General features: G+C 48.8%; 21 protein-coding genes and 2 pseudogenes. 13 read left to right on the top strand and 10 right to left on the bottom strand.

Translation table 11 applies throughout. The annotated features are described in order from the left end of the window. Positions 1-29: 29 nt before the first annotated feature. Positions 30-935: an AraC family transcriptional regulator gene (locus JI735_RS09895; protein ID WP_039832967.1), complete on the bottom strand. Its 906-nt coding sequence runs from the start codon at positions 933-935 to the stop codon at positions 30-32. Positions 936-1426: 491 nt separating this feature from the next. Here JI735_RS09895 and JI735_RS09890 point away from each other — a divergent pair, with 491 nt between their 5' ends. The 4 genes from JI735_RS09890 (at position 1427) to JI735_RS09875 (ending at position 2924) form a co-directional block, all read left to right on the top strand. Then, positions 1427-1819, top strand: a complete 393-nt coding sequence (locus JI735_RS09890; RefSeq protein WP_039832968.1) for a sigma-70 family RNA polymerase sigma factor — start codon at positions 1427-1429, stop codon at positions 1817-1819. A gap of 3 nt (positions 1820-1822) precedes the next feature. Then, a complete protein-coding gene (locus JI735_RS09885) occupies positions 1823-1978 on the top strand; it encodes a YvrJ family protein (RefSeq protein WP_074100083.1) in 156 nt (51 codons plus the stop codon). A gap of 4 nt (positions 1979-1982) precedes the next feature. Continuing rightward, a complete protein-coding gene (locus JI735_RS09880; protein WP_039832969.1) occupies positions 1983-2180 on the top strand; it encodes a helix-turn-helix domain-containing protein in 198 nt (65 codons plus the stop codon). 150 nt (positions 2181-2330) lie between these two features. Further along, positions 2331-2924, top strand: coding sequence for a lysozyme (locus JI735_RS09875; RefSeq protein ID WP_039832970.1), 594 nt, complete (start codon positions 2331-2333; stop codon positions 2922-2924). 101 nt (positions 2925-3025) lie between these two features. Here JI735_RS09875 and JI735_RS09870 read toward each other — a convergent pair whose 3' ends face one another. Further along, on the bottom strand, positions 3026-3625 hold the full coding sequence (locus JI735_RS09870; RefSeq protein ID WP_039832971.1) for a hypothetical protein: 600 nt from the start codon (positions 3623-3625) through the stop codon (positions 3026-3028). A 399-nt stretch (positions 3626-4024) separates the two neighbouring features. Between JI735_RS09870 and JI735_RS09865 the strand changes: the two genes are divergently transcribed. After that, on the top strand, positions 4025-4432 hold the full coding sequence (locus JI735_RS09865; RefSeq protein WP_039832972.1) for an LSm family protein: 408 nt from the start codon (positions 4025-4027) through the stop codon (positions 4430-4432). 85 nt (positions 4433-4517) lie between these two features. Here the strand turns inward: JI735_RS09865 and JI735_RS09860 are convergent, their stop codons facing one another. From JI735_RS09860 to JI735_RS09840, 5 genes are all read right to left on the bottom strand, one after another. Next, positions 4518-5801: a glycoside hydrolase family 18 protein gene (locus JI735_RS09860; RefSeq protein WP_039832973.1), complete on the bottom strand. Its 1284-nt coding sequence runs from the start codon at positions 5799-5801 to the stop codon at positions 4518-4520. A gap of 224 nt (positions 5802-6025) precedes the next feature. After that, positions 6026-6904, bottom strand: a complete 879-nt coding sequence (locus JI735_RS09855; RefSeq protein WP_233476458.1) for an SDR family oxidoreductase — start codon at positions 6902-6904, stop codon at positions 6026-6028. Between the two features lie 201 nt (positions 6905-7105). Next, positions 7106-7810 carry a guanylate kinase gene (locus tag JI735_RS09850; protein ID WP_233476326.1) on the bottom strand — a complete coding sequence of 235 codons (705 nt, stop codon included), beginning with the start codon at positions 7808-7810 and terminating at the stop codon, positions 7106-7108. A gap of 142 nt (positions 7811-7952) precedes the next feature. After that, on the bottom strand, positions 7953-10739 hold the full coding sequence (locus JI735_RS09845; RefSeq protein ID WP_039832975.1) for a glycoside hydrolase family 3 C-terminal domain-containing protein: 2787 nt from the start codon (positions 10737-10739) through the stop codon (positions 7953-7955). Positions 10740-10962: 223 nt separating this feature from the next. After that, entirely contained in the window at positions 10963-11151 is a 189-nt protein-coding gene (locus tag JI735_RS09840; protein ID WP_020427553.1) for a hypothetical protein, read from the bottom strand. 189 nt (positions 11152-11340) lie between these two features. On the opposite strand from JI735_RS09840, the gene JI735_RS09835 reads away from it, so the two are divergent. The 4 genes and pseudogenes from JI735_RS09835 (at position 11341) to JI735_RS09825 (ending at position 14367) form a co-directional block, all read left to right on the top strand. After that, positions 11341-12660 (top strand): putative DNA modification/repair radical SAM protein, encoded by a 1320-nt coding sequence (locus tag JI735_RS09835; protein WP_039832976.1) that lies wholly within the window; start codon positions 11341-11343, stop codon positions 12658-12660. Next, positions 12660-13508, top strand: coding sequence for a TIGR03915 family putative DNA repair protein (locus JI735_RS09830; protein ID WP_039832977.1), 849 nt, complete (start codon positions 12660-12662; stop codon positions 13506-13508). Before JI735_RS09835 ends, JI735_RS09830 begins: the two co-directional genes overlap by 1 nt. A gap of 29 nt (positions 13509-13537) precedes the next feature. Further along, positions 13538-13648: pseudogene (locus tag JI735_RS38120) on the top strand (Rpn family recombination-promoting nuclease/putative transposase); the annotation flags it as partial. A 197-nt stretch (positions 13649-13845) separates the two neighbouring features. Beyond that, positions 13846-14367: a GNAT family N-acetyltransferase gene (locus JI735_RS09825; RefSeq protein ID WP_233476325.1), complete on the top strand. Its 522-nt coding sequence runs from the start codon at positions 13846-13848 to the stop codon at positions 14365-14367. 61 nt (positions 14368-14428) lie between these two features. Here the strand turns inward: JI735_RS09825 and JI735_RS09820 are convergent. Together JI735_RS09820 and JI735_RS09815 are read right to left on the bottom strand one after the other, a co-directional pair. Further along, positions 14429-15145 (bottom strand): annotated as a pseudogene (locus JI735_RS09820) (aldo/keto reductase); the annotation flags it as partial. Between the two features lie 562 nt (positions 15146-15707). Further along, positions 15708-18092 (bottom strand): phosphoketolase family protein, encoded by a 2385-nt coding sequence (locus JI735_RS09815; RefSeq protein WP_039832641.1) that lies wholly within the window; start codon positions 18090-18092, stop codon positions 15708-15710. 544 nt (positions 18093-18636) lie between these two features. Here JI735_RS09815 and JI735_RS09810 point away from each other — a divergent pair. Next, complete coding sequence (locus tag JI735_RS09810) at positions 18637-19128, top strand: hypothetical protein (RefSeq protein ID WP_233476324.1); 492 nt, start codon at positions 18637-18639, stop codon at positions 19126-19128. Further along, positions 19125-19529 (top strand): hypothetical protein, encoded by a 405-nt coding sequence (locus JI735_RS09805; RefSeq protein ID WP_202677335.1) that lies wholly within the window; start codon positions 19125-19127, stop codon positions 19527-19529. Before JI735_RS09810 ends, JI735_RS09805 begins: the two co-directional genes overlap by 4 nt. 60 nt (positions 19530-19589) lie before the next feature. On the opposite strand, the gene JI735_RS09800 is transcribed toward JI735_RS09805, so the two are convergent. Next, positions 19590-20312: a GntR family transcriptional regulator gene (locus JI735_RS09800; RefSeq protein WP_039832639.1), complete on the bottom strand. Its 723-nt coding sequence runs from the start codon at positions 20310-20312 to the stop codon at positions 19590-19592. A 246-nt stretch (positions 20313-20558) separates the two neighbouring features. On the opposite strand from JI735_RS09800, the gene JI735_RS09795 reads away from it, so the two are divergent. Together JI735_RS09795 and JI735_RS35495 are read left to right on the top strand one after the other, a co-directional pair. After that, entirely contained in the window at positions 20559-21680 is a 1122-nt protein-coding gene (locus JI735_RS09795; protein ID WP_233476323.1) for an ABC transporter substrate-binding protein, read from the top strand. Then, positions 21596-21901, top strand: coding sequence for a hypothetical protein (locus JI735_RS35495; RefSeq protein ID WP_233476322.1), 306 nt, complete (start codon positions 21596-21598; stop codon positions 21899-21901). The genes JI735_RS09795 and JI735_RS35495 overlap by 85 nt, the downstream gene beginning before the upstream one ends. The last annotated feature ends 266 nt before the right edge of the window (positions 21902-22167 follow it).

Here is a 22167-nt window from a genome sequence, read left to right as displayed (position 1 = left end):
TCAAGCATACTACCGTTGGGCTCTGCACCCTACCCCAGCTTCTTCACCGGCCGCAGCACCGCATACCCGTATCCCTCCGGAAAATGACGCTGATAATCCTGCTTGGTATCCTCATCCCACTGATAGCCCATGCTTTCCGGATTATAATTCCAGGCCACCTGCTCTACGATCTGCATCACTTCACCGTTGTCCTTCAGATAATCGAACGGCGGGTGGAAGAAGACCAGATACTCGGATTCAGGAATATCTCTGACCTCCATTCCCTCCGGGATCTCCCCGTTATAGTCAGCCGCCACAGGGATTCCATACAGGTACCCTTTTCGCCCGTTCTGGTAGAACCAGCCCGCCGTTTGGCCAATTTGTCCGGGCAGCGTATGATGGGACATACTTTCCAGCGTTCCCGACACCTCGTCGCAATCATGGCCGTGCTCCCAGAACCGGCCGTAATTGTTCACCTCCGCATCCCAGATCCCAATGAACTTATGGGCCGGTATGAACTCGACCTTGATTTCCGCTTCCTGCAAATGAACCTGTCTCATCTTATCCCGCTCCTTGATTAGATAGTGATAAGGGGAGAACACTTCCGGGCGAATCGCGAGCGGAATGGGCCTGGGTGCCTTCCGGTAAGCATGAGGCGAAATCTTAAAAGCTTTCACAAACGCCCGTGAGAACGCTTCCTGTGACGAAAAGCCGAACTTCAAGGCAATGTCCAGAATCCGGGCGTCCGTGTCCCGCAGTTCGAGAGCGGCGCGGCTGATTCTTCGCTGCCAGATGTAGTCCCGCAGCGTCATCCCGGTCAGCGAGTGAAACTGCTTCGTGCAGTAATATGGCGAGTAGCCAAGCTGCTCTGACATTTTCAGAAGTGAAGGCACTGTGGCAAGATCCCTGTCGACCCAATCTACCATGAGCTGAACCATCTCATTCCATTCGTACATGTCGTGTTCCCTCCTTTCTCTATTGATCTTAGCAGAGCCGGCTGTTGCAGTTTTGACTTGAATTGCAGTGCTTTAGCTCTTAATTCTATATAGGGCCTCTCTTCCCCTTCTCGGGGTAGTACCAGCATCGTTGTCACCAAGTGCAGGCAATGGTTATATGTTAAAAATTTAAAAAGGTAACCATCCCAAGATTAGGAGGTTTACCCTATTTGGTGTCTTCTATTTCAAGAACTGGCGTATCGTATGCCGGTTCTTTTTTATATGGTGCTGCCTTTATGCATGACTGCTTGATGGGAGCGCAACAACGCAGAGCGGACATGATGCCTCCATGCCTTCCCTGATCTTTCTAGATATGACTTTGACCTTAGCTCTATTAATGATAAAATATAGAACATTTGTTCTTATTTTTTTGGAAATTGGTTGTAAAACACTGTTTCATCTCTCTTTATTAAGTAGGAGCAATCTCTTCATTAGGAAAGGGGGGGCTTATATTGAATAAGGATGAGGTAAATCGTCGTTTTATCAGGTATGTGGCCAATCTTATTCACTATAACTCTATCAATTATGACAAAAAGAGACGAATGAAGGACAGCCGATTCCCGCTGACTTTAGACAACGATGAAAACCTAGAATCTGTCTTACTTACTGTTCATGATTCAGAATCTGTGCCACCAAATTTAAAAGATCACATTACGGATCACTCACTTTATCAAGCTTATGAATCCCTCTCAGCACAACAACAACAGATTTTATCTTTTGCTTACGTACAAGGACTAAATGACAAGGAAATAGCCAGAATATTGGGAGTATCCCAACAAAATGTCTCGAAACACCGCTTAAAAGCTCTAACTAAATTGCGCAGCTTAATAACGGAAGGAGGATGAATGATGACGGAGGGTGACATTGCTACTTTTATTGCTAATTTAGGCTTCCCGATTGCAATTACTTTGTATCTACTTATTCGTTTTGAAAAAAAAATATCGGATCTAAGCGATGCCATTAATGGCTTGAAGAATGAAATACAAAAAAACGTAAAGCGGTGATTTTATGTTGGCCGAACTTTTAGTACAAGCACAGCAACACCACGATCAGGGGGCAACACTACATATCCTAGAATCTTTCACACCAAAGATCAAAGCCTCCTTGCGACAAGTCCCCGCCGATCATCGGGATGATTTAAAACAGGAACTCTATGTCAAAATGATTGAGGTGATACAAACTTTTGATAGTAGTGAATTGAAATAAAATTTGGAGAGTGGTTGTAAATAAAGAGACTCATCTCTCTTTATATATATGTGAAGGCAATACGGCATTGCAGAAAACTTGGGGATGGTGCTCTGGCTATGATTCCTCCTTATTGTTCTTCTACTAAAAATAATTTCAGGAGTGATTATTATGAATCTAGGAACCGGTGGATCAACCCTTATCAAAAAGCATGAGGGATTTTCCTTGAAATTTTATGGAGATCCTGCTGGGTATCCAACAGTTGGATGGGGGCATCTGATAACAAGGACTAAAACATATACTAAAAATACATCAGGTAATCCAAAAACGTCTCTTCTAACCCAAGCAGAAGCTAATGCTCTATCAAGCTCTTTAAATCTAGGTTATACTTCACCAATTTCTCAGGCTAAGGCAAAGACTTTTTTTGCTGAAGATACTGCAGAGGCTGTAGCGGCCGTAAATAAAGTAGTACCTCCTACAGGTCATAAATTTTCACAATCTCAGTTTGATGCACTTGTTTCACTCACTTTTAATGGAGGTCCTAAGGTGCTAGAAACCAATGATGTAAAAGCTATGCTTGCCAATCCGCATATATATCCAACTTTTAGTGGTCCACTTTCAGCAAGTCAAATTGATGCTTGTTCAAGACTAGTCAGCAAAGCATTTTCATATGAAATAAAGCTACAAAGACGAAGAAATGAAGAAGCAACTTTATTTTGTAAAGGCATGAAGTATACTCACAAATATCCAGTATATACACTATAGTTTAATCGTTTTACGACATAAACAAGAAAGGTCAGCCTAAAGAGGCTGACCTTTCTTGTTTAAAAAATTATATTCACAAGCATTTTCAGAATCGCATTCATTTAATCAGTAATTTTTTTAAGCTCAAAGATAGTTGCCTCTGATGACAAGATAAGCCTATCGTTATTAACAACAAAAAAACCTACACTTACAGGTATGCTCATTTTTGTAGAGGGGTCACTTATATCTATTGCCTTTACTTCATCATTTATCTTTAAGTCTGGGATATCTATTTTATAAAATCTATAAAAAGAGTCAGAGTTATAGCATGCCGCTGTAATCTGATATAATGGATTTTTTAGTTCATATTGATATTTCTTATAGTTTTTAAGTCCTTTTGATGAAAAAAAGTCTTTTTTGATTATAATTTCATCTCCAATAAATTTTTGCCCTGTTGGATATTCAGAAGCATCATTATATGAATTTGCAAATCCTAAAAGCTTCTCAACTTTCCAAGTTCCATAGAAATATTTCTCAGTTTCACTATCCAAATTTATACTTTCTGTATCACAATATTCGGATGTGTTTTTTGGAATAATAGACTCTTCCGTTTCAGGTTTAGGCTCACTAGAAGTATTGGGATTTGATGTCTTTTCAACATTTCCACAAGCCGATGCTAACATCAACATTATCATAATACAAGCCAATATTGTTTTTTTCATATCTCACACTCCTACTCTGAATTAATTTCTTTATTTTCCGATGCTTTTATCAGTTTTGCCTCAGTATTTTTTTCAACACTATATACCCCTTTCATCTACCTAGCAGAAATTATATCAGAGCAATTGAAGCGATGAATGACATAAAATTAACATTATTTATGAATAAGGTTAACTTTATGTTATCTAAATCACAAACAACAATACGCCCGAATTGAACCTACCCAAGTCATACAAAACGAGTACAACAAGGTTATCAACAAATTTTCAATCTAACTCGTATGCTTGCACTTGGTGACAGTGACGCTGGTATTCCTCCCTAAAAAATCTTCCCATTCGCACAAACCGCACCTCATCCCCTGAGTAATATAGGAGTAAATAGTACAACGAGGTGAATAGCAAATGGGACAGCCAACTAAGATCCGCAAGCGGGCCAAGGCGCTGAAGGGCCGGCCAGTCTGCATTACACTTCATGACGGACGTTCGTATGTAGGTTATATCACCGGGGTGGAAAAGGAAGCGCTGATTCTCTCCAGACCCTATACAACTACAACCCGGAAATCCGGCAGGAAACCGTCCAACCGTAAGCAGAAAGCTGAAGTTTCCTCGTTCATGCCGCTTCTCGGCTCACTCTTGGGAGGTTCGGGAGCAGGTGCAGGCGGAGGCATAGCGTCGGGGCTTAGCGGCGGCTTGCGCTTCCTGGGATTTATCCAAAAGGCGATGCCGGTGATGAAGATGGGCTACGGTATGATCAAAACCATCCGGCCCTTTTTTAACGGTCTGAAGGGGCTTATGGGAACCGGCGGATAAGCTTGTAGCCCAGATGAACAAAAACACAAAAGACACCCCTGCAGGTGTCTTTTTGGTCTGCGTCTGTAACTATGGACCGATCCGCTTATCTTTTGACCACCTGAAAGTTATCCTCAATCAGCAGCCAGTTCTGCGGAAATGGAAGCCCCAGCTTCCAGTAGCTGATTCCCCGGAGGCCCAGCTCCTTCAGCAGCGTGAATTTGGCCTGAATCGACCGTGCATCCTCAAACCAGACCTTGTGGGGCTTGCCGGCATCGTCGGTATAGTCAAAATGCGGCGCCTGATCCTTATAGTCGTACTGGATCGCAGCGTTCCTGGTTCTGGCCAGATCAATCGCCGCCTGGGGACTTATTGCCTTGGCATAGGGTCCGCCGGCAACATAAGGCAACGTCCAGTCATAGCCGTAGAGGTTCTGCCCCATCATGATTTTGGAGCCCGGCATTTCACTCAAGGCATATTCCAGTACCCTGCGTACAGGTCCGATCGGCGAGACCGGCATCGGCGGCCCTCCGCTATACCCCCACTCATACGTCATAATGATCACAAAATCTGCAACCTCGCCATGCACCTTATAATCATGGGCAGTGTACCAGGCACCTGTCTGGGTTCTGCTGGTCTTAGGAGCCAGAGCAGTTGACAGCAGGAACCCCTCCTGATGAATCCGGCCCGCTGCTTTGCGCAGAAAAGCATTGTACGCCTCGCGGTCCTCCGGACGGAGAAATTCAAAGTCAAAGTGGATGTCCCGGAAGCCCAGCTCCTTCGCGGTGCTGATGATGTTTTCCAGCAAACGGTTCTGAACAGCCTGGTCATTTAAAATAATCCGCCCCAGTTCGGAGCTGAACTGGGCATTCTCCAGATTAGTCACGACCATCATCAAAGTTACCCGGTGTTGTGCGGCAGTCGAGACCAGATCATCTAGGGGCGGCGCCTCAAGAGAGCCGTCCCGCTGCACCCGGAAGCTGAAGGGAGCCAGATAGGTGAGATGTGGGGCAGCTTCTGCGGCAGCATTCTGCAGGCTCTGGGACACTTCCCCTCTTGGCTCTATGTAGGCGTTGATTTCGGCCTTCCGCTTCGGCCCAGGCGGAATATATAAGCGAAGCCCTATCTGCAGTGGCTGATTCAACGACAACTGATTGCTTGCAGCCAAATCACTCATGCCTACACCAAACCTGCGTGCGATAGTATAGAAGCTGTCCCCTGGCTGCACCCAGTAATACATACCTGTTATAGGAATCACCAGCGTTTGTCCAACCACCAGCATGCCGGGTGCGGACAGTTGATTCGCTTCACTAATCTCATCTGCGGTTACCCCATAGGCCTGTGCGATGCCGTACAGCGATTGGCCTGCTTGCACAACATGAATTTGCATAGTACCACCCTCTCCGAATCCTTGAATGACCCTATTACAATTTATTCGGCTGAACGGGAGGGTATGCGGCTAGGGTCGAGTGACTCTCCACACGGCCCTTCCCCTAAAAAGACCGCCCCTCTTCAAGGGGCGGTCTACACACACACTATTCACGTTGTCGGCAGATGGGTGCATCCAGCCTAATACAGGCCGGAGCCGCCCTGCCCGTCGTTCGGAGCCAACGTTTATGGCGTTGGCATGCCGCCGTTGGCATTTAGCGTTTCACCGCTGATGTAGCTCGACTCTTGGCTGGCCAGGAACACATAGGCCGGAGCCATTTCGGCCGGCTGGCCCGGGCGGCCAAGCGGGGTCTTGGCTCCGAAGTCCTTCAGCACCTCCGCCGGTTGTCCGCCGGATACCTGGAGCGGCGTCCATACCGGGCCAGGGGCTACAACGTTGACCCGGATACCCTTGCCGGCAACCTGCTGCGCGAGAGACTTGCTGAACGTATTGATCGCAGCTTTTGTTGTCGCGTAATCCAGCAGAATCGGTGAAGGCTCATAAGCCTGAATCGAAGAGGTGTTGATAATCGTGCTGCCCGGCTTCATATGCTTAAGCGCCGCTTTGCACAGCCAGAACAGTCCGTAGACATTGGTTTTGAATGTGGCATCGAACTGCTCTGTGGTAAGGTCGGCAATCTCCGGGACAAACTGCTGCATGCCTGCAATATTCGCCAGAATATCAATGCCTCCCAGCTTCTCCACAGCGGCAGCCACGAGCTGTTCACTGTATTTCTCATCCTTCAGATCACCCGGCACGGCGACTGCGGTGCGGCCAGCTTCCTGAACTAGCTTAATCACTTCCTGAGCATCCTTCTCTTCCTCAGGCATATAAGAGAGAACCACATCCGCACCTTCCCGGGCAAAAGCAACCGCCACCGCGCGGCCAATTCCGCTGTCCGCTCCGGTAACAATCGCCTTGCGTCCGGCAAGACGCCCGGTTCCGCGGTACGTATCCTGTCCCGCATCCGGCAGCGGGTTCATTTCCTGTTCAAGGCCCGGAGGGTTCTGCTGCTGCTCAAATTCCGGGCCAGCCTTTGTGTACTGCTTGACCGGGTCCTGCATCTTGTATTGGTCAGTCATCTTATGTTTCCTCCTCTTGAATTAAAATGTTGAATTGGTTCCGTCTAGGGTGCCCCTACTCCTTGTAATGTAACCGGGTTGTTCCCGCTCTAAACATAGCTTTTCTCTCCGGCCACTCCATAAACGGCAAGAAGACACCTCCTTAAGGTGCCTTCTTGCCAGCCTATATATGGTAGCAGCACTCTACGTCTGCCTCGATATTCTCGCTTCCACAAACTCCTTGATTCTCTGGACCGTGACTTCCGGGTCCATATTTTGAATTAAAAACTCCGATTCCCTTTTATAGACTACTTGCTCCGTATAATTTCCCAAGTATTCATCTATCAGGTCAAACGGAGCTGCTTCCCGTTCCAGCCGCAGCTGGATATCCTTCTTCGTCACGTATATAAAAACCCGCAAGGCATTCTCACCGTATTTTTCCCGGAATGCCCGGACGCCTTCATGATTCACCACAATAATGACAGCATTATGCTGTTCAAGCCCTTTCACGAGCTCAAGTTCTGCAATGCCATAGCGCCCCCGCTCCAAATGGACGGACTGGATGAACGCATGCTTATCGGCCATTGCCTGGAAGTCACCCTCAGAGATGAAATGATAATGCTCCCCGTCCCGCTCTTGAGAACGAATCGCACGCGTAGTATAGGGGATGACATAAGGGATTCCAAGAGCGGTACTAAGCTGTTTGGCCGTGCGCTTCCGCCCTGCACCGCTTGTTCCGGTTATGATAATGATTTGGGGACCGAAGGTTTCTGCCGGCGTCTCTGCATGCTGGTCCACACTCTCCTGCTTGGCCACCGATGCTTTGGATGTTCTCAGCCAGTTCCACATTGCCTCTCCCGTATGCCTGCCGGAGAATTCACCAGCGGCACCGGGATTCACCTCCTTCACATGCAAGCTATACCTAGCTAATTCGACAAATATCTCCAAATCCCTCCGGCTCCAAAAATAAAGACGACCTCGCTGTAAAAGCGAGGCCGTCTTTTTATCCATGCTGATTAACTTAACTCTTGAATATGCTGCTGCACTTGCACTACAATAATTTGAATTCAATCCAGTCCATCTGCAGGCCCGGCTTAACGAAATCCAGTTTCATTTCATACAGGCCGGCTTCCAGCCGAACCTTCACCAGCTTCTGTCTGATCCATCTGCCGTCCGTACCGTTCGTCTGAATAGTGGCCAGCATCTGACCGTTCAAGGTCACATTGCATGCACTTTGTGCCAATTCCGTTTCAGTGCTCATGATGCCCACGATAATCCGGTACTCACCCGCTTGTTCCACTCTGATAACGGTCGATCCAGCTGCATCAGGCTTCACCTGTGCATTCTGGGCCAGCGACTGTGCCTGCTCAGCCGAAAGGGCGGGATTCGCCTTGAAGCTCTCGACGGTCTCCTCGCTCACATGCGGTCTTGAGAATACCGGCGCATTCATGATGAACCGGCAGATATTCATGGCAGAGCGCTGAAGTTCGCCCCGGGTCAGCGTGCCATTATCCAGCGAGTCCAGGGTATTGTCATCATAGGCGTTGACTTCGGAGCCATAGTTGCTTACAACCATGTACAGGTCATTTTGCGCACGGACCATCCAGTTCGTATTCTTGCGGTCTGCGGGACCTCCATCCACAACATCATTCATGATGGCCCACCAGTCGGTCATCACAATACCCTGAAAACCCCATTCGCCGCGAAGAATTGTAGTGTTCAGATCATAGTTCGAAGCAGCCCAATGCCCGTTAACCGGATTATAGGAGGTCATGACCGAGTTCGCGCCGCCCTCTTTTACCGCAATCTCAAAGCCCTTCAGATAAATCTCACGGACAGCCCGTTCAGATACGATAGCATCCACCTTGCTGCGGTGCTTCTCCTGGTTGTTGCAGGCAAAGTGCTTGAGGGTGGCATTCGAGCCGCCTTTCATAATCCCGCGCGTGCACGCTGCTGCAAATACTCCGGAAATCAGCGGGTCCTCCGAAAAATACTCAAAGTTACGTCCATTAAGCGGACTGCGGCGGATATTCAGTCCCGGTCCGAGCAAAGTGTCTACACCGTTTCTGACCAGTTCCCGGCCTTCCATGACATACAGCTCTTCAACCAGCTCTGCATTCCAGGTGGCTGCAAGCAGTGTTCCGATTGGAACCTGAGTCGCCTTGTGTCCGCTGTCCATCCGAATCCCGGAAGGGCCGTCTGCCGTACAAGCTACCGGAATGCCGTAGTTGAATAATTGGTCGCTGACTCCGCCAAAAGCGGAAGCCGTCCCCGGTGTAACCAGCGGACTGCTCATCCCTTCCCCTCTGACAATGACTGCCAGGTCCTGGTCGCTCAGTTGGGCGATGAAGGTAGTCATGTCTACTTTTCCATCATGCACATCTCTTAAGGTATAGCCTTGATTGCCGGTCTGTTCAAGCGTTGCGGGCAGATTCTGCTCAATCCGCTCTTTCAGCGAAACCTTGCGCGTCGGTACGTCAACATAGAGCAGTTCATAGGAACCGTCTTCCTTCCGGGCGCCCGGCTTCATCCGCGTAAAGCTTTCGGTTGGCGCCAGCGCTTCCTGCAGCTGTTCGACTACCTCCAGAGCTTCCAGCACATAACCTTTGTGTCCTTCTACCTGCACTTCAACCAACTTCTTGATGCTGCTTCCCGCATAAATACGGTAGGTCCCCGCTTCCAGCACATAAGCAGAAGGATGCCCGGTCACACCGGCGTCATCATAAGAGGCCATCGAATGAACCGGGAAGCTCACAAGGAGGCGCTGCGACCCGCCCGGCTGGAGGACCCCCGTTTTGCCGAATGCCGCCAGCACTTTGGCCGGTTGTCCCAGCTTGCCTTGCGGTGCTTCGTAATAGACCTGGACAACCTCTTTTCCGGCATAAACGGTTCCTGTATTGGTTACGTTCACCGCGATTTCAGCATATTTTTTACCGTCCCGGCTGACCAGCCTGGCTTCTTCCGGCTCGATATGGAAGGTGGTATAAGATATCCCGTAGCCGAACTCGAAGTGAACTTTTTCCGGACAGAAGGTTTCAAAATAACGGTAGCCCACATAGATATCTTCCTGATAAAAGTTTTTGAACTCATTGCCGTAATTTGCAGTTGAAGGATAATCGTTGATGGAATACGCGATGGTATCGGTTAATTTACCGCTTGGCGTCACTTCTCCGGACAGCACGTCGGCAATGGCATTGCCCCCCTCCATCCCGCCGTGCCAGGAATAAAGCACACAAGGAATAGGATGCGCATAGCTGGTATCGTTCAGCCAGCTCATATCCATAATATTCGACACATTCAGCACGACGATGGTCTGCTCAAAATAAGCCGTTACCTGCTTCAGCATCGTCTGCTCGTCCGCGGTTAACTGGTAGCTTCCCGGCGCATCGGCATTATCCTGATCTTCCCCTGCTGTGCGTCCGATGATAATAATCGCCTTATCCGACTTGCTTCTGGCCTGGGCTACCAGCTCATCGGTCAGAGGCATTTCCTTCTGGTGCCACGGCTCTGCCGCCCAGGCTCCGCCGCCGTTGTCAAAAGGATTGTGCTCAATCCACTTCTCATAAACCGCCGCCAGCTCTTCGTTGACAGCAAGGTTCTTTTTGCTTCGCAGCCCATCCAGCAGGTTGGTTGTGTAGGAGACATGCACACTCCCGCCCGAACCTGTGCCGCTGCGATAATAATTCACCTGGGTTCTGCCAAACACCGAAACGGTCTCCCCGTTCCGCAGCGGAAGCACCTGACCTTCATTGCTCAGCAGCACCGCGCCTTCTGCACCTACAGTCCGGCTGAATTCTGCAAAACCCTCTAATGGAACTCCTAAATTCTGTGTAGTCAATTTCGTTTCCTCCTGATTGTCATTTACCTATCCAGTGCAGGTTCTTTAGAAAGGGGCTTGCCCCTTCCGAAATTTCTAAGATTTTCCGAACCCGTGCATATCTACTACTATAAAGAATCCCCTTTCAAGAATCAAAGGGGCGGTATGACCATTTAAATGTATCAAATAAGCTATTACTACTGCCGCAGCCGTAAATCTGACCGCTGCTGCGGGCCAGAATTTTTTATTTCCTCCTCTGCTTCATCATCCGGTTATACATCACCAGCGCGGCAATAATCATGCCGATCATCGCAACACTGCTTGCTGAATCCGGTGACATTCCAAACATGAGACATACGCTGTTCACCAAAGTTCTCGTAAGCAGCGCAACCATAATCAGCATCAACGGACGCCAAATATTATACCCTCTCATCCCCTTAACACTCCCAATCTATTATTTATGACAACTGATAATGTTTATTCTCCTAGCTATTAGTTGCTATTATAGCATAAGAAGGAATGCGCATACATTTTTGCAAAAAAGCCCGGCATCACCTCCTCCATCTATCTTTGACAAGAACACATGTTCGGTATATAATTCCCAATATGAGGGGGATTCTGTATGGATATGATGGAGAAACTGGAAATTTTAACGGCTTCGGCCAAATATGATGTCGCCTGCACCTCCAGCGGCTCCGAGCGTAAAAACCAGGCCGGCGGCCTGGGCAATGCGGTCAGCATGGGGATTTGCCACAGCTTTGCTGCAGATGGGCGCTGTATTTCACTGCTTAAAGTGCTGATGACCAACGGCTGCATATACGACTGCGCTTATTGTGTGAACCGTAAATCGAACCAGACACGCCGGGCTGCATTGACACCGGAGGAACTCGCAGATCTGACCATGCAATTTTACCGCCGCAATTACATAGAAGGCCTGTTTCTTAGCTCCGGGATTATGCGGAGTCCCGATTATACAACCGAGCAAATGATTGCCGCTCTTGAGCTCCTGAGGAACACTTACCACTTCCGGGGTTATATCCATGTGAAGGCGATTCCCGGCACAGATGATGTGCTGCTGTCCAGACTCGGCTTGCTGGCTGACCGCATGAGCGTCAATATCGAGCTGCCTTCCCAGGAAAGTCTCGGCCGGCTGGCTCCCGACAAAAGCAAGAGCTCTATTCTGAAGCCTATGTCCCTGATTAAGGAAAAGATTAACGAGAACCGCTCGGATCTCGTCAAATATAACCACGCCCCCCGCTTCGCTCCCGCCGGCCAGAGCACCCAGATGATTGTAGGGGCCACGCCTGACACGGACTTCCGTATCCTGACCCTCACCGAAGGGCTTTACCGGAAGTATGGCTTGAAGCGCGTTTTTTTCTCTGCCTATACCCCTGTTGTGGAGCATTCTCTCCTGCCCGCTCTAGACACCAAACCGCCGCTCCTGCGGGAGCACCGCCTTTATCAGGCCGATTGGCTGCTGCGCTTCTACGGCTTTCAGGCGGGGGAGTTACTGGATGAAGCTGCGCCTAATTTTAATCCCCTGCTGGACCCCAAATGCAGCTGGGCGGTGAACCACCGGGAACAATTCCCGGTTGAAATCAACCGTGCTGCGTATGAACAGCTGCTGCGGGTGCCTGGAATCGGCGTAAGGAGCGCACAGCGGATTGTTAAGGCGCGCCGGGCCGGAGCACTGGATTTCGCTGCCCTGAAGAAGCTTGGCGTGGTACTCAAACGCGCACAATTTTTCATTACCTGCAAAGGAAAAATGCTGGAGGGCCTGAAGGTAAGTGAACACACTCTGCTGCGTTCACTGATGTCCGGACAGGAGCTTGCTGCGTTAGAGCCGCCGCAGTACGAGCAGCTCACCCTCTTCGACGACTCCGATCTGGCAGCATTGCCGGCGGCAGGGGCCGCGGTGCATAAGAGAGGAGACTGGCCTTAATGTTTAAGCCGGCTGCGTTGGCCTATACCTATGACGGCAGCTTTGAAGGCCTGCTGTGCTGCGTGTTCGAGAGCTATCAATGGAAGGAAACCCCGCTTGCCATCCATTCGGACGGGGAAGAACAAGGCCTGCTGCTGGAATCGAAATGGATTGCTACCGACAGCAGCAGAGCAGACCGGGTGCTGAAATCGCTCCCGCTGCGCATCTGTCCTGAGGCAGAGGAACTCGTGCGCCTGGGATTCTGGTCATGCACGCCGGACAGGGAGCTGCTGCTGCTGAATTTTCTATACCTCGGCTTCACCCATGGCCGCAAGGTAATGAACATGCTTGCTGACGATACGGTGAATACCCTGCATAAGGCGGTTCAACAGCTCCGGCGGGAGGCACATCTGTACCTGGGTTTTGTGCGCTTTTCCGTGTACGGTCCGGTTATGGCGGCGGTCATTGAGCCCAAGGGATTCGTACTGCCCGTCATTCAGGATCATTTCTGCGACCGCTTCTACGGCGAAAGCTTCATGATTTACGACAAAACCCACCGCGTGGCCCTTATCCACCAGCCCGGACAGCAGGCCATTATTCCGCTCGAGGAATGGATACCGCCGGAGCCGGATGCTGCGGAGGAAGAATACCGCCGCCTATGGAAGGGGTTCTATAACGCCATCGGCATCCGCGAGCGCAAGAACGACCGGCTGCGGTCCTCGCTGATGCCCAAGCGGTACTGGAAGCACCTTACGGAGATGAAGGGCAGCACAACAGCAGCAAGTGGCGGTAAGTTAACAGGCAGCAGCAAGAAGCTGGAAGAAAGGTCGCTCCGGCTGGGAGATGGAGATGGTCCATTCCAAAGCTGATTTCATCAGAACAGTCATAATCCACCACATCACATTGGGAGATGCTGAGGATGAATGAGCCGGGTTTGGAGAAAGCGATGGATACTCTACAATATTTGAGCCAGGATTCAGACGCCAGACGATTGTATGAGGCCAGGCAGTAGTATTTACATGATGAAGCTTCCATGATTGAAGGGGCGAAGTCAGCGGGTATTATAAAACCATTTAACCGGCAATGAATTATAGACCGCATTATTCTATAGTGATACATTTATATTTGGAATAAACCTCTATACCGGAAAGGATTGATGTACATGGGGATGTTCAACATTTAGTGTTAGAAACCAGTAGACTGCTATTGAGACGGTACAAACAAGAGGACGCGGAATTCATATTCCAGGTAGTTAGCCAACGTAAGATTGCAGAGACCACAATTATGATCCCCCATCCATATCCAAGGCAGACCGTTGATTGGTGGATAAACTATGTAGATGGGAATTTTGATGAGGGTAAGGCATATGAATTGGGCTTGTTCAGAAAAGACTCTCCTAACAATTATGTAGGGAATTGCGGATTAATCAGTGTGTCAAAAGAACATAACAACGGTGAACTGGGATTTTTTATTCATCCAGAGTATTGGAATACGGGTCTTGCCACGGAAGCCTGCCAAGCTTTGATTGATTTCGGGTTCATGAACCTGGGTCTTGAAAGAATACATGGAAGATGCATGTCGAAAAACATCGGTTCTAAAAGGGTTATGGAAAAGTCAGGATTAGTTGTTGAAGGACTTGCGAGAAATGAAGTTTTGAAATGGGGCAAATACGAAGACGTTTGTCACTTAGGAATCATTCGTTCCGAGTGGTTGAATAGCAAGTCATAAAAGAAGAGGGGCGAAAGCTCCTCTTTACTATTTTTCAATACTCAACTGTTAATCTATCCCATCACATCTCCTCATACACAGCCGGGTCCTGATTCCACAACCGGCCGTCTTCCCTGCTGAGTCCAGAGATTGCCTGCAGCTCCGCTTCCGACAATTGGAAATCGAAGATATCCAGGTTCTCCTTCTGGTGTTCTATAGAACTCGCTCGGGGGATCGGAATCGCGCCAAGCTGAATATGCCAACGCAGTATCACCTGGGTAGGCGTTTTGCCATGAGCTGCAGCAATACTTCCAATCGCTTCATTCTTCAGCATATCGTGACCACAGCCCAGCGGGCTCCACGACTCGGTGACAATGCCGTGTTCAGCATCTTTGGCACGCTGGTGCTCCTGATTAAGCCAAGGATGCAGCTCCACCTGGTTGATGCTCGGAGCGACACCCGTCTCCTTAATTAAGCGTTCATTATGCTCCGGCAGGAAATTGCAGACCCCGATGGAACGGATATAGCCCCGCTTCTTCGCCTCGATCATTGCCTGCCAGGCTTCCACATACAAATCCACCTTGGGATTGGGCCAATGGGTCAGATACAGATCGTAGTAATCCAGACCGCCTCTATATAATGATTCCTCAATCGTTTCAAGCGCTTCCTGGTAAGCGTGATGACGCCCCGGCAGCTTCGAGCAGATCAGCAGTTCTTCTCTCGGCACCGGGCTTTGACGGACCGCTTGTCCCACAGCCCCTTCGTTCTCATAGTTGAACGCCGAATCAATCAGACGATGAAATCCTCTTGCTCATTCTGAGAACCTCCTTCACCTGTTTCATATTAAAATAGCACTTCTCCACGGAGTAATCAAAACTCTTAGACCTCAGGAGATACCACATGCACAACGCTTGCCCGGAAGTCAGTTAAGACTTGCATTGGGCGCCGTATGATTATGGTGTGGGTCATTCTGCGGACACGGTGAGCTCCCTTCACGATCGATCCGCAGCCGTTGCGGACAGGAAAGCCGTTATTGAATGAAGATTCGTCCATTTCGCAGGACAACGGACTGAGATGACTCTATTTGTCCTTTTCCCCTTTATTCTGGGCTCCATCGGACGATATAACGGCACCTGAGTCCGTAACTGCTGAAAAAGTAAGATCTTTGGCAAAATAAGGGCTCCTCAGTCCACTTCCGTCCGCGAATGGAGCCCAATCCTCCTGCGTCGCTTATATTCTCTAAGGCTTCCAGGATATCCGCATTTTCTGACACTGTATAATTTCCTATACAATCAAAAAGGATGCCCCGGCAGCCATTTTCATGACGTTTCAGGACATCCCTATAATAGACCTTTATGCCTTTAGTTCAAAGCCTTCCATACCCAGTTCTCTACCTCTGGCAGGTCGATGCCTTCTTCACGGATATATTGGTTGTGCTTCTTCACCATCGCATCCATTTCGTCCGCGATCGCTTGATATTTACCGGCATCCGGCAGGCTTAGTACAGCTTCCTTCGCCAGGTCGAAGCGGTCCATCTGATTCAGCACACGCATATCAAATGGTGTGGTAATATCGCCGTTCTCACGATACCCGTGCACATGCAGGTTATGGTTGTGGCGGTCGAAGAACAGATCCTTGATCAGACCTTCATAGCCATGGAATGCGAAGATGACCGGTTTATCCTTTGTGAAAAATTGATCAAACTCAGCGTCAGATAAACCGCGCGGGTCCAGCTTCTGGCTTCTCAGCTTCAAAAGATCAACCACGTTGATATAGCGGATTTTCAGGCCAGGCAGCTTTTCATGCAGGATGGAAATGGCAGCCAGGCTCTCCATGGTAGGCTCAGTACCGGACGAAGCAATAACCACATCAGGCTCTTCACCCTTGCAGGTGCTTGCCCAGTCGATGATTTTCAGTCCTTTGTCCACCAGCTCTTGGGCTTCATCAGCCGAGAACCATTGCGGGCGCGGATGTTTGGAGGACACAATCAGGTTGATCTTTTGACGGTCATTTAAGATCGTATCGAAGACAGCCAGCAGGGTATTGGCATCCGCCGGCAAATATTCACGGATAAATTCCGGTTTCTTGTCTGCCAAGTGGCCGAGCAAGCCCGGGTCCTGGTGAGTGTAGCCATTATGGTCCTGCTGGAACACTGTCGATGTTGCGATGACATTCAGGGACGGAATATCCGCACGCCAGCTTTGGTCTGTTGCTTTGCGCAGCCATTTGAAGTGCTGGGTAATCATCGAGTCCACTACACGCAGGAACGCTTCATAGCTTGCGAAGAAACCGTGACGGCCTGTCAATACGTAACCTTCCAGGAATCCTTCGGCCTGATGCTCGGATAACTGCGAATCAATCACCCGGCCATAAGGAGCGAGGAATTCATCGTGCGGTTCCTTGATTTCATCCATCCATTGGCGTTTGGTCACTTCAAACACAGGACCCAGGCGGTTCGACATCGTTTCATCCGGTCCGAAAATTCTGAAGTTGCGGTTCTCTTCGTTGAGCGTTACAACCTCTTTCAGGTATTTGCCCAGCACCGCCATATCTTGTGCAATCACTTGCCCGGGAACGGAGTTATCGAGTGTATAGCTGCGGAAATTGGGTTTGTGCAGGTCTTTAATCAGGTGGCCGGCGTTCGTTACAGGATTCATTCCCATACGTCTGTCGCCAACAGGCAGGATTTCAGCCAGGTCCGTGTTCAAACGGCCATTCTGGTCGAATAATTCTTCCGGTCTGTAGCTGTTCAGCCAATCGAGCAGTGCAGGAGCGTGCTTCATGTTCTTTTGATCCACTGGAATCGGAACCTGGTGGGCACGGAACGAGCCTTCGTTCGGCACTTTATCCCATTCCTTCGGACCGGTCCAGCCTTTAGGGGTACGGAACACAAGCATCGGCCATACCGGGCGGGTGGTGTCATTGTTTTCACGCGCGTTCTTCTGGATTGCTGCAATTCGCTCGATGATGGTGTCCAGAACCTTCGCCATTTCCGGGTGCATCAGTTCAGGATTGTCACCTTCTACAAAAAACGGCTCCCAGCCCATGCCTGTGAAATAAGCGGTTAACTCCTCTTTCGACATCCGGGACAGAACAGTCGGGTTGCTGATCTTGAAGCCATTCAAATGCAGAATCGGCAGCACTGCGCCGTCTGTAATCGGATTGATGAACCGGTTGGAGAGCCAGGAAGCCGCCAGCGGTCCGGTTTCAGCTTCACCATCACCCACAACCACGGCAGAGATCAGATCCGGGTTATCCAGAATCGCACCCACGCTGTGGGACAGGGAGTAGCCGAGCTCTCCGCCTTCATGAATTGACCCTGGAGTTTCCGGAGCCGCATGTGATGCCACACCGCCAGGGAAGGAGAATTGCTTGAACAATTTTTTGAGGCCAGGGATATCCTGCGTGATTTCCGGGTAGATTTCGGTGTAGCTTCCATCCAGATAGGAGTTGGATACCATAACCTGGCCGCCATGGCCCGGACCTTCAACATAGAACATATCCAGATCATATTTGCAAATCACGCGGTTCAGATGGGCATAAATAAAGTTCTGGCCGGGAATGGTTCCCCAGTGTCCAATAGGCTTAACCTTGACATCTGCATCCTTCAAAGGTTCTCTTAACAACGGGTTATCTTTTAAATATAGCTGTCCTACCGATATGTAGTTAGTTGCACGCCAGTAAGCGTCGAGTTTGGCCAAGTACGTTTTTGATGAATAATCCACAGGCAGAGTTGACAATCCCATTTCAATCCACTCCTAATCCATTTTTCTTTTTCCTGAACCTAATTACTTCCACAAGTACATCATACCTCTGGGTTTATAAAATTCAATCATTTTAACAATTGATACGGTCCAATTTTGTGAAATTTTGAACATAGTATGAAAATCAGAGCAATACTTTGTAAAAAAGATTTTATTTTATGCAAATTGTAATTATATTCTATTCAATATTTAGGAAAAAAAGCCTTAAGCGCACTGGATGTTCTGGACAACCTCATTCTAAATACGGTATTATTCTGGTGGAATTTATCTGCAAATATGGAACGAAAACAACCCACCTATCCACTGCCATCAGGAAGGAGAACAGAATAAAACAGTGAAAACATCATTTATGCCCTCCCGCTTCCGCAATCCGGTAATACTTACAATCATAGGACTCCTCACTCTTACCATAATCGGCATGATTATTTGGGCAGGACTCGGCTTATTCTTTGCCAAAAGCGGACACTTTTATCAAAAGGGTATCATCCGGGCCTTAAATTCAACCTATCAATCTAAATTTGTAATCGTGTCTAAAGAAGGACGGAATGATGACGGGTTTCAGGTGTTCAAAGCGTCACCGGCGAATGACCGCAGCCTGGTATTTACGGTAAGCCGGGTCAACGGCCACGTTGATGGCGGCCTTCCGCTATGGAGACAGCTCAGCGACAATTATGAAGAAACCGCACAAATAAAGTATTACCCTCTACTGGTCAAGAAGCATTTTGGAATCGAGTTACAGGATATTCCTATGTCAGTTTATTGGGGGACCGATTCATCCCGTGAGATATCCGATGAAAATTTCATAGTGGTGACCAGAGCGAATCTGGACGACATGGCCTCCAGAGCCAAAGCATTCTTCAGTGAAGCGGAAAGCCATCGACTAAAAAAACTGTTTTTCCGCTTTGAGGATGACATGAGCTTACCCTCCGAAGATGCAGGCACAGAGCCCCAGCGGTTCGAAATGCCGGGCTTTGAGTTCAAAGTAGGAGAGCACTGGAAAAAGGGTTCCGGGCTTTGAGTGAAATGGAATTCAAACAGAAGATGGTAAGCCAGATTGGAGGGGGGATTGCCAAACGGGTGGCCTACGCTTTTGATGCGGAATATCCGGATACGGACGGGAGCTTCGCTATAAAGTTTAAGGAGAATGACCTGAACAACTTTGAAGCCAATGTGTCCGCCCACACGGTGACGGCAGAGAAAAGGGAAGAAGCGCTTGCTGAAATTTATGAGTGCTATACCAAGGCGATTACGTTTGTCCCTAAGCTGCCTCTTAACATGACTGCCCTTAACCTGAGGTACGAAACCAACAAGGAGACAGAGACAGTAACCCTTAAAAGAGAAGAGTTAAGTAAAGTGAGCAGTCTGGCTGCCATGAAAGAGCTGTTTAAGCATTCCCTTAAAACAGTGAATCCGCGTTAACCTGACACTTTAATTAATGAGCAGACCAAAAAAAAGACCGGGAAATCCCCGGTCTTTTCGTTATTGAACAGATACAAACGTATTAAATTTTAGATATTTGTAATGAAACCGCATATGCGAGAATTCGAAGGGCGTGCCATTATCCAGGAAGAATATTCCCTCCATAATCCCCACAGGTTCATTTTCCTGCAGATGGAGCAGCTCTTGATCATGAGTCCCGGACGGCTCGGCAAAAATGGATAAAAAGGATTTGGTCACCGCCAGATTCCGCGACTCCTCCAAATAATGAAAGATTGAGCCTTCGATAATCGTCTGGTCCAGATTCTGGACAATTTTGATCGGAATGTAGCCCGTTTCGATCATAAACGGCTCGTCATCGAACAGGCGCAGGCGGATAATTTTGTATACAAAATCATGGGGCTGCAAAAACAAATCCCGCTGCAGCTCTTCCGTAGGCCGGATCACCTCGAAATTCAGCACTTTGACCTTAGGCTTTTTGCCATCCATCTGAAAGTTGTCGGTAACCCCCAGATTAGTACCCTCGTAGTTAAAGATCGATTCATTTTTTATGTATAACGGGTTGATAAAGGTGCCTGAGCCCCTTTTTTTAAAAATAATTCCCGAATTCTCCATCTTCATCAGCGCACGTTTGATCGAACTGCGGCTCACCTGGTATGTGTCGCTAAGGCTGCGCTCATCCGGCAACCTCATATCGGCAAACTGTCCCGCAAAGATCTTCATTTTGAGGTCATCAATAATTTGCTTATAGACAAATTGGCTCATGGGGTACTCCTTTTTGAAATCTATACAGAACTAAACATTCACGATTAAATATATCATAATTAGGACAGGGTTCATACCGGACGGACGAAATAGAACGTTTTCCTACAAATGCGGCTCGTGTAAGCGTCTTTATTGTAAAGTTATGTTCCATATACTCTGTTATTTTGTTACTTCTGGCCGTTTTCCTGATCTGCTATTCTTGATTTGTAAGCGGTAGTACAAAGTTCATAAGGGAGGTTGTCGCTTTTGAAAAAGAAAACATGGCTTGCGGGGATGACATCGCTCGTTCTTCTCACAGGGCTGCTGGCAGGATGTTCCGGCAACGGTAACGGCAATAGCAGCTCTTCTGCTCCCAATAATGAAAGCGCTGGCACAAATGCTTCTGGATCATCCAAAGGCACGGTTACGCTAAAAATGTGGGGCGGAGTTCCGCCTGAGTCGGGACCGCAAGAGGTTATCGATAATTGGAATAAGGCACATCCCGAGACTCAGGTGGAATACGTCCGCTTCGTCAATGATGATGACGGAAATCTCAAGCTCGATACAGCCATGGTTACCGGGCAGGATGTAGATTTATTCGTGAACTATACGGTCTCCCATGCGGCCAAACGGGTAGAATCCAATCTGGCGCTCGACCTCAGCTCATTCACTGATTACAATATTGATGAAAAAATGGGCAGTGACGCGGAAGGCTGGAAGATTAACGGCAAATATTACGGTGTTCCCACGACAAAAAGCGCGTTCTTCATTGCACTGAACAAAGATGCCCTTGACGCTGCGGGCCTGCCGGTTCCGAAGGACTGGACCTGGGACGAGCTGCGGGAATACGCGAAAAAACTGAAGGTAGGCGACAAATACGGATTCATTCAGAATATGGAACCGTTCGTGGACCCTATTGATTCTGTGCTGTCGCAGGAGGGCTACACCAAAGCGGACGGTACTTCTAATCTGGATCATCCCCTCGTCCGGAAATGGCTGGAAACGCTGAATGGCATGATGCAGGAGGACAAGACCACCCCGCCGCTTGGTGAACAATTGACTTCCAAAATGCCGGTTGAACAGGTATTCCTGAGCGGTGAAGTGCCTATGCTCAACATCGGGGCCTGGCTGCTGCGCAGTTCGAACAATTTCACGGACTTCCCGCGCGATTTCAAGATTGCCTTCGCCCAGGTTCCCCGGCTTGCAGACAGCGCAGACCAATATGTGACCCGCGGAGGCCTGGGAGACTATATCTCCATTAACGCCAATTCCAAAAAACAAGAAGCAGCCTGGGAATTCCTGAAATGGTACTCCGACGGCGGCATGGCGCCAATGGCTGCCGGGGAAGACTGCCGGCATCCAAGGATGCGAACCAGGACGATGCTCTGAACAGCCTCCTCAGTGACAAACGCGACACCTATGACCTGGATTCACTCATGTATGTCATGTTCGATGACAAGACGCCGACTTATGTCCGCAGTCTGCCGCAGGAAGTCATGGATCTGCGTTCCCAGGAGTACGAGAAGTACTTCCTTGGTTCACAGTCGCTGGATCAGACCATCAACGCCATGGTGGCCCGGCATGATAATTTTTTGAAGCAAAAGAAATAAAGAGGGGATGTTTGTTCGCCGTTTTGTAACTGTGCAGTGCAGCCGTATCCGATTCTATATAAAGTGAACTTGAAAAACTAACAAAAGGGAAAAGGGATGGAGGGGAAGTTTGGAACTGTAGGAGCGAAAGCGTCCGCCTTTGTCTGCGGATTTCCACCGCGAACAGCGGTAACAATCAAGAAATCTGCAGACAACAGCGGCCGGAAGTCCAAACATTCTCCGTAGTCCCGACGAAGTCCCTAATGTAAATATCTTAAGTTCACTCT

Source organism: Paenibacillus sonchi, assembly GCF_016772475.1.
GTDB classification, from domain to species: domain Bacteria; phylum Bacillota; class Bacilli; order Paenibacillales; family Paenibacillaceae; genus Paenibacillus_AQ; species Paenibacillus_AQ sonchi.
This window is presented reverse-complemented; position numbering and strand designations above follow the sequence as displayed.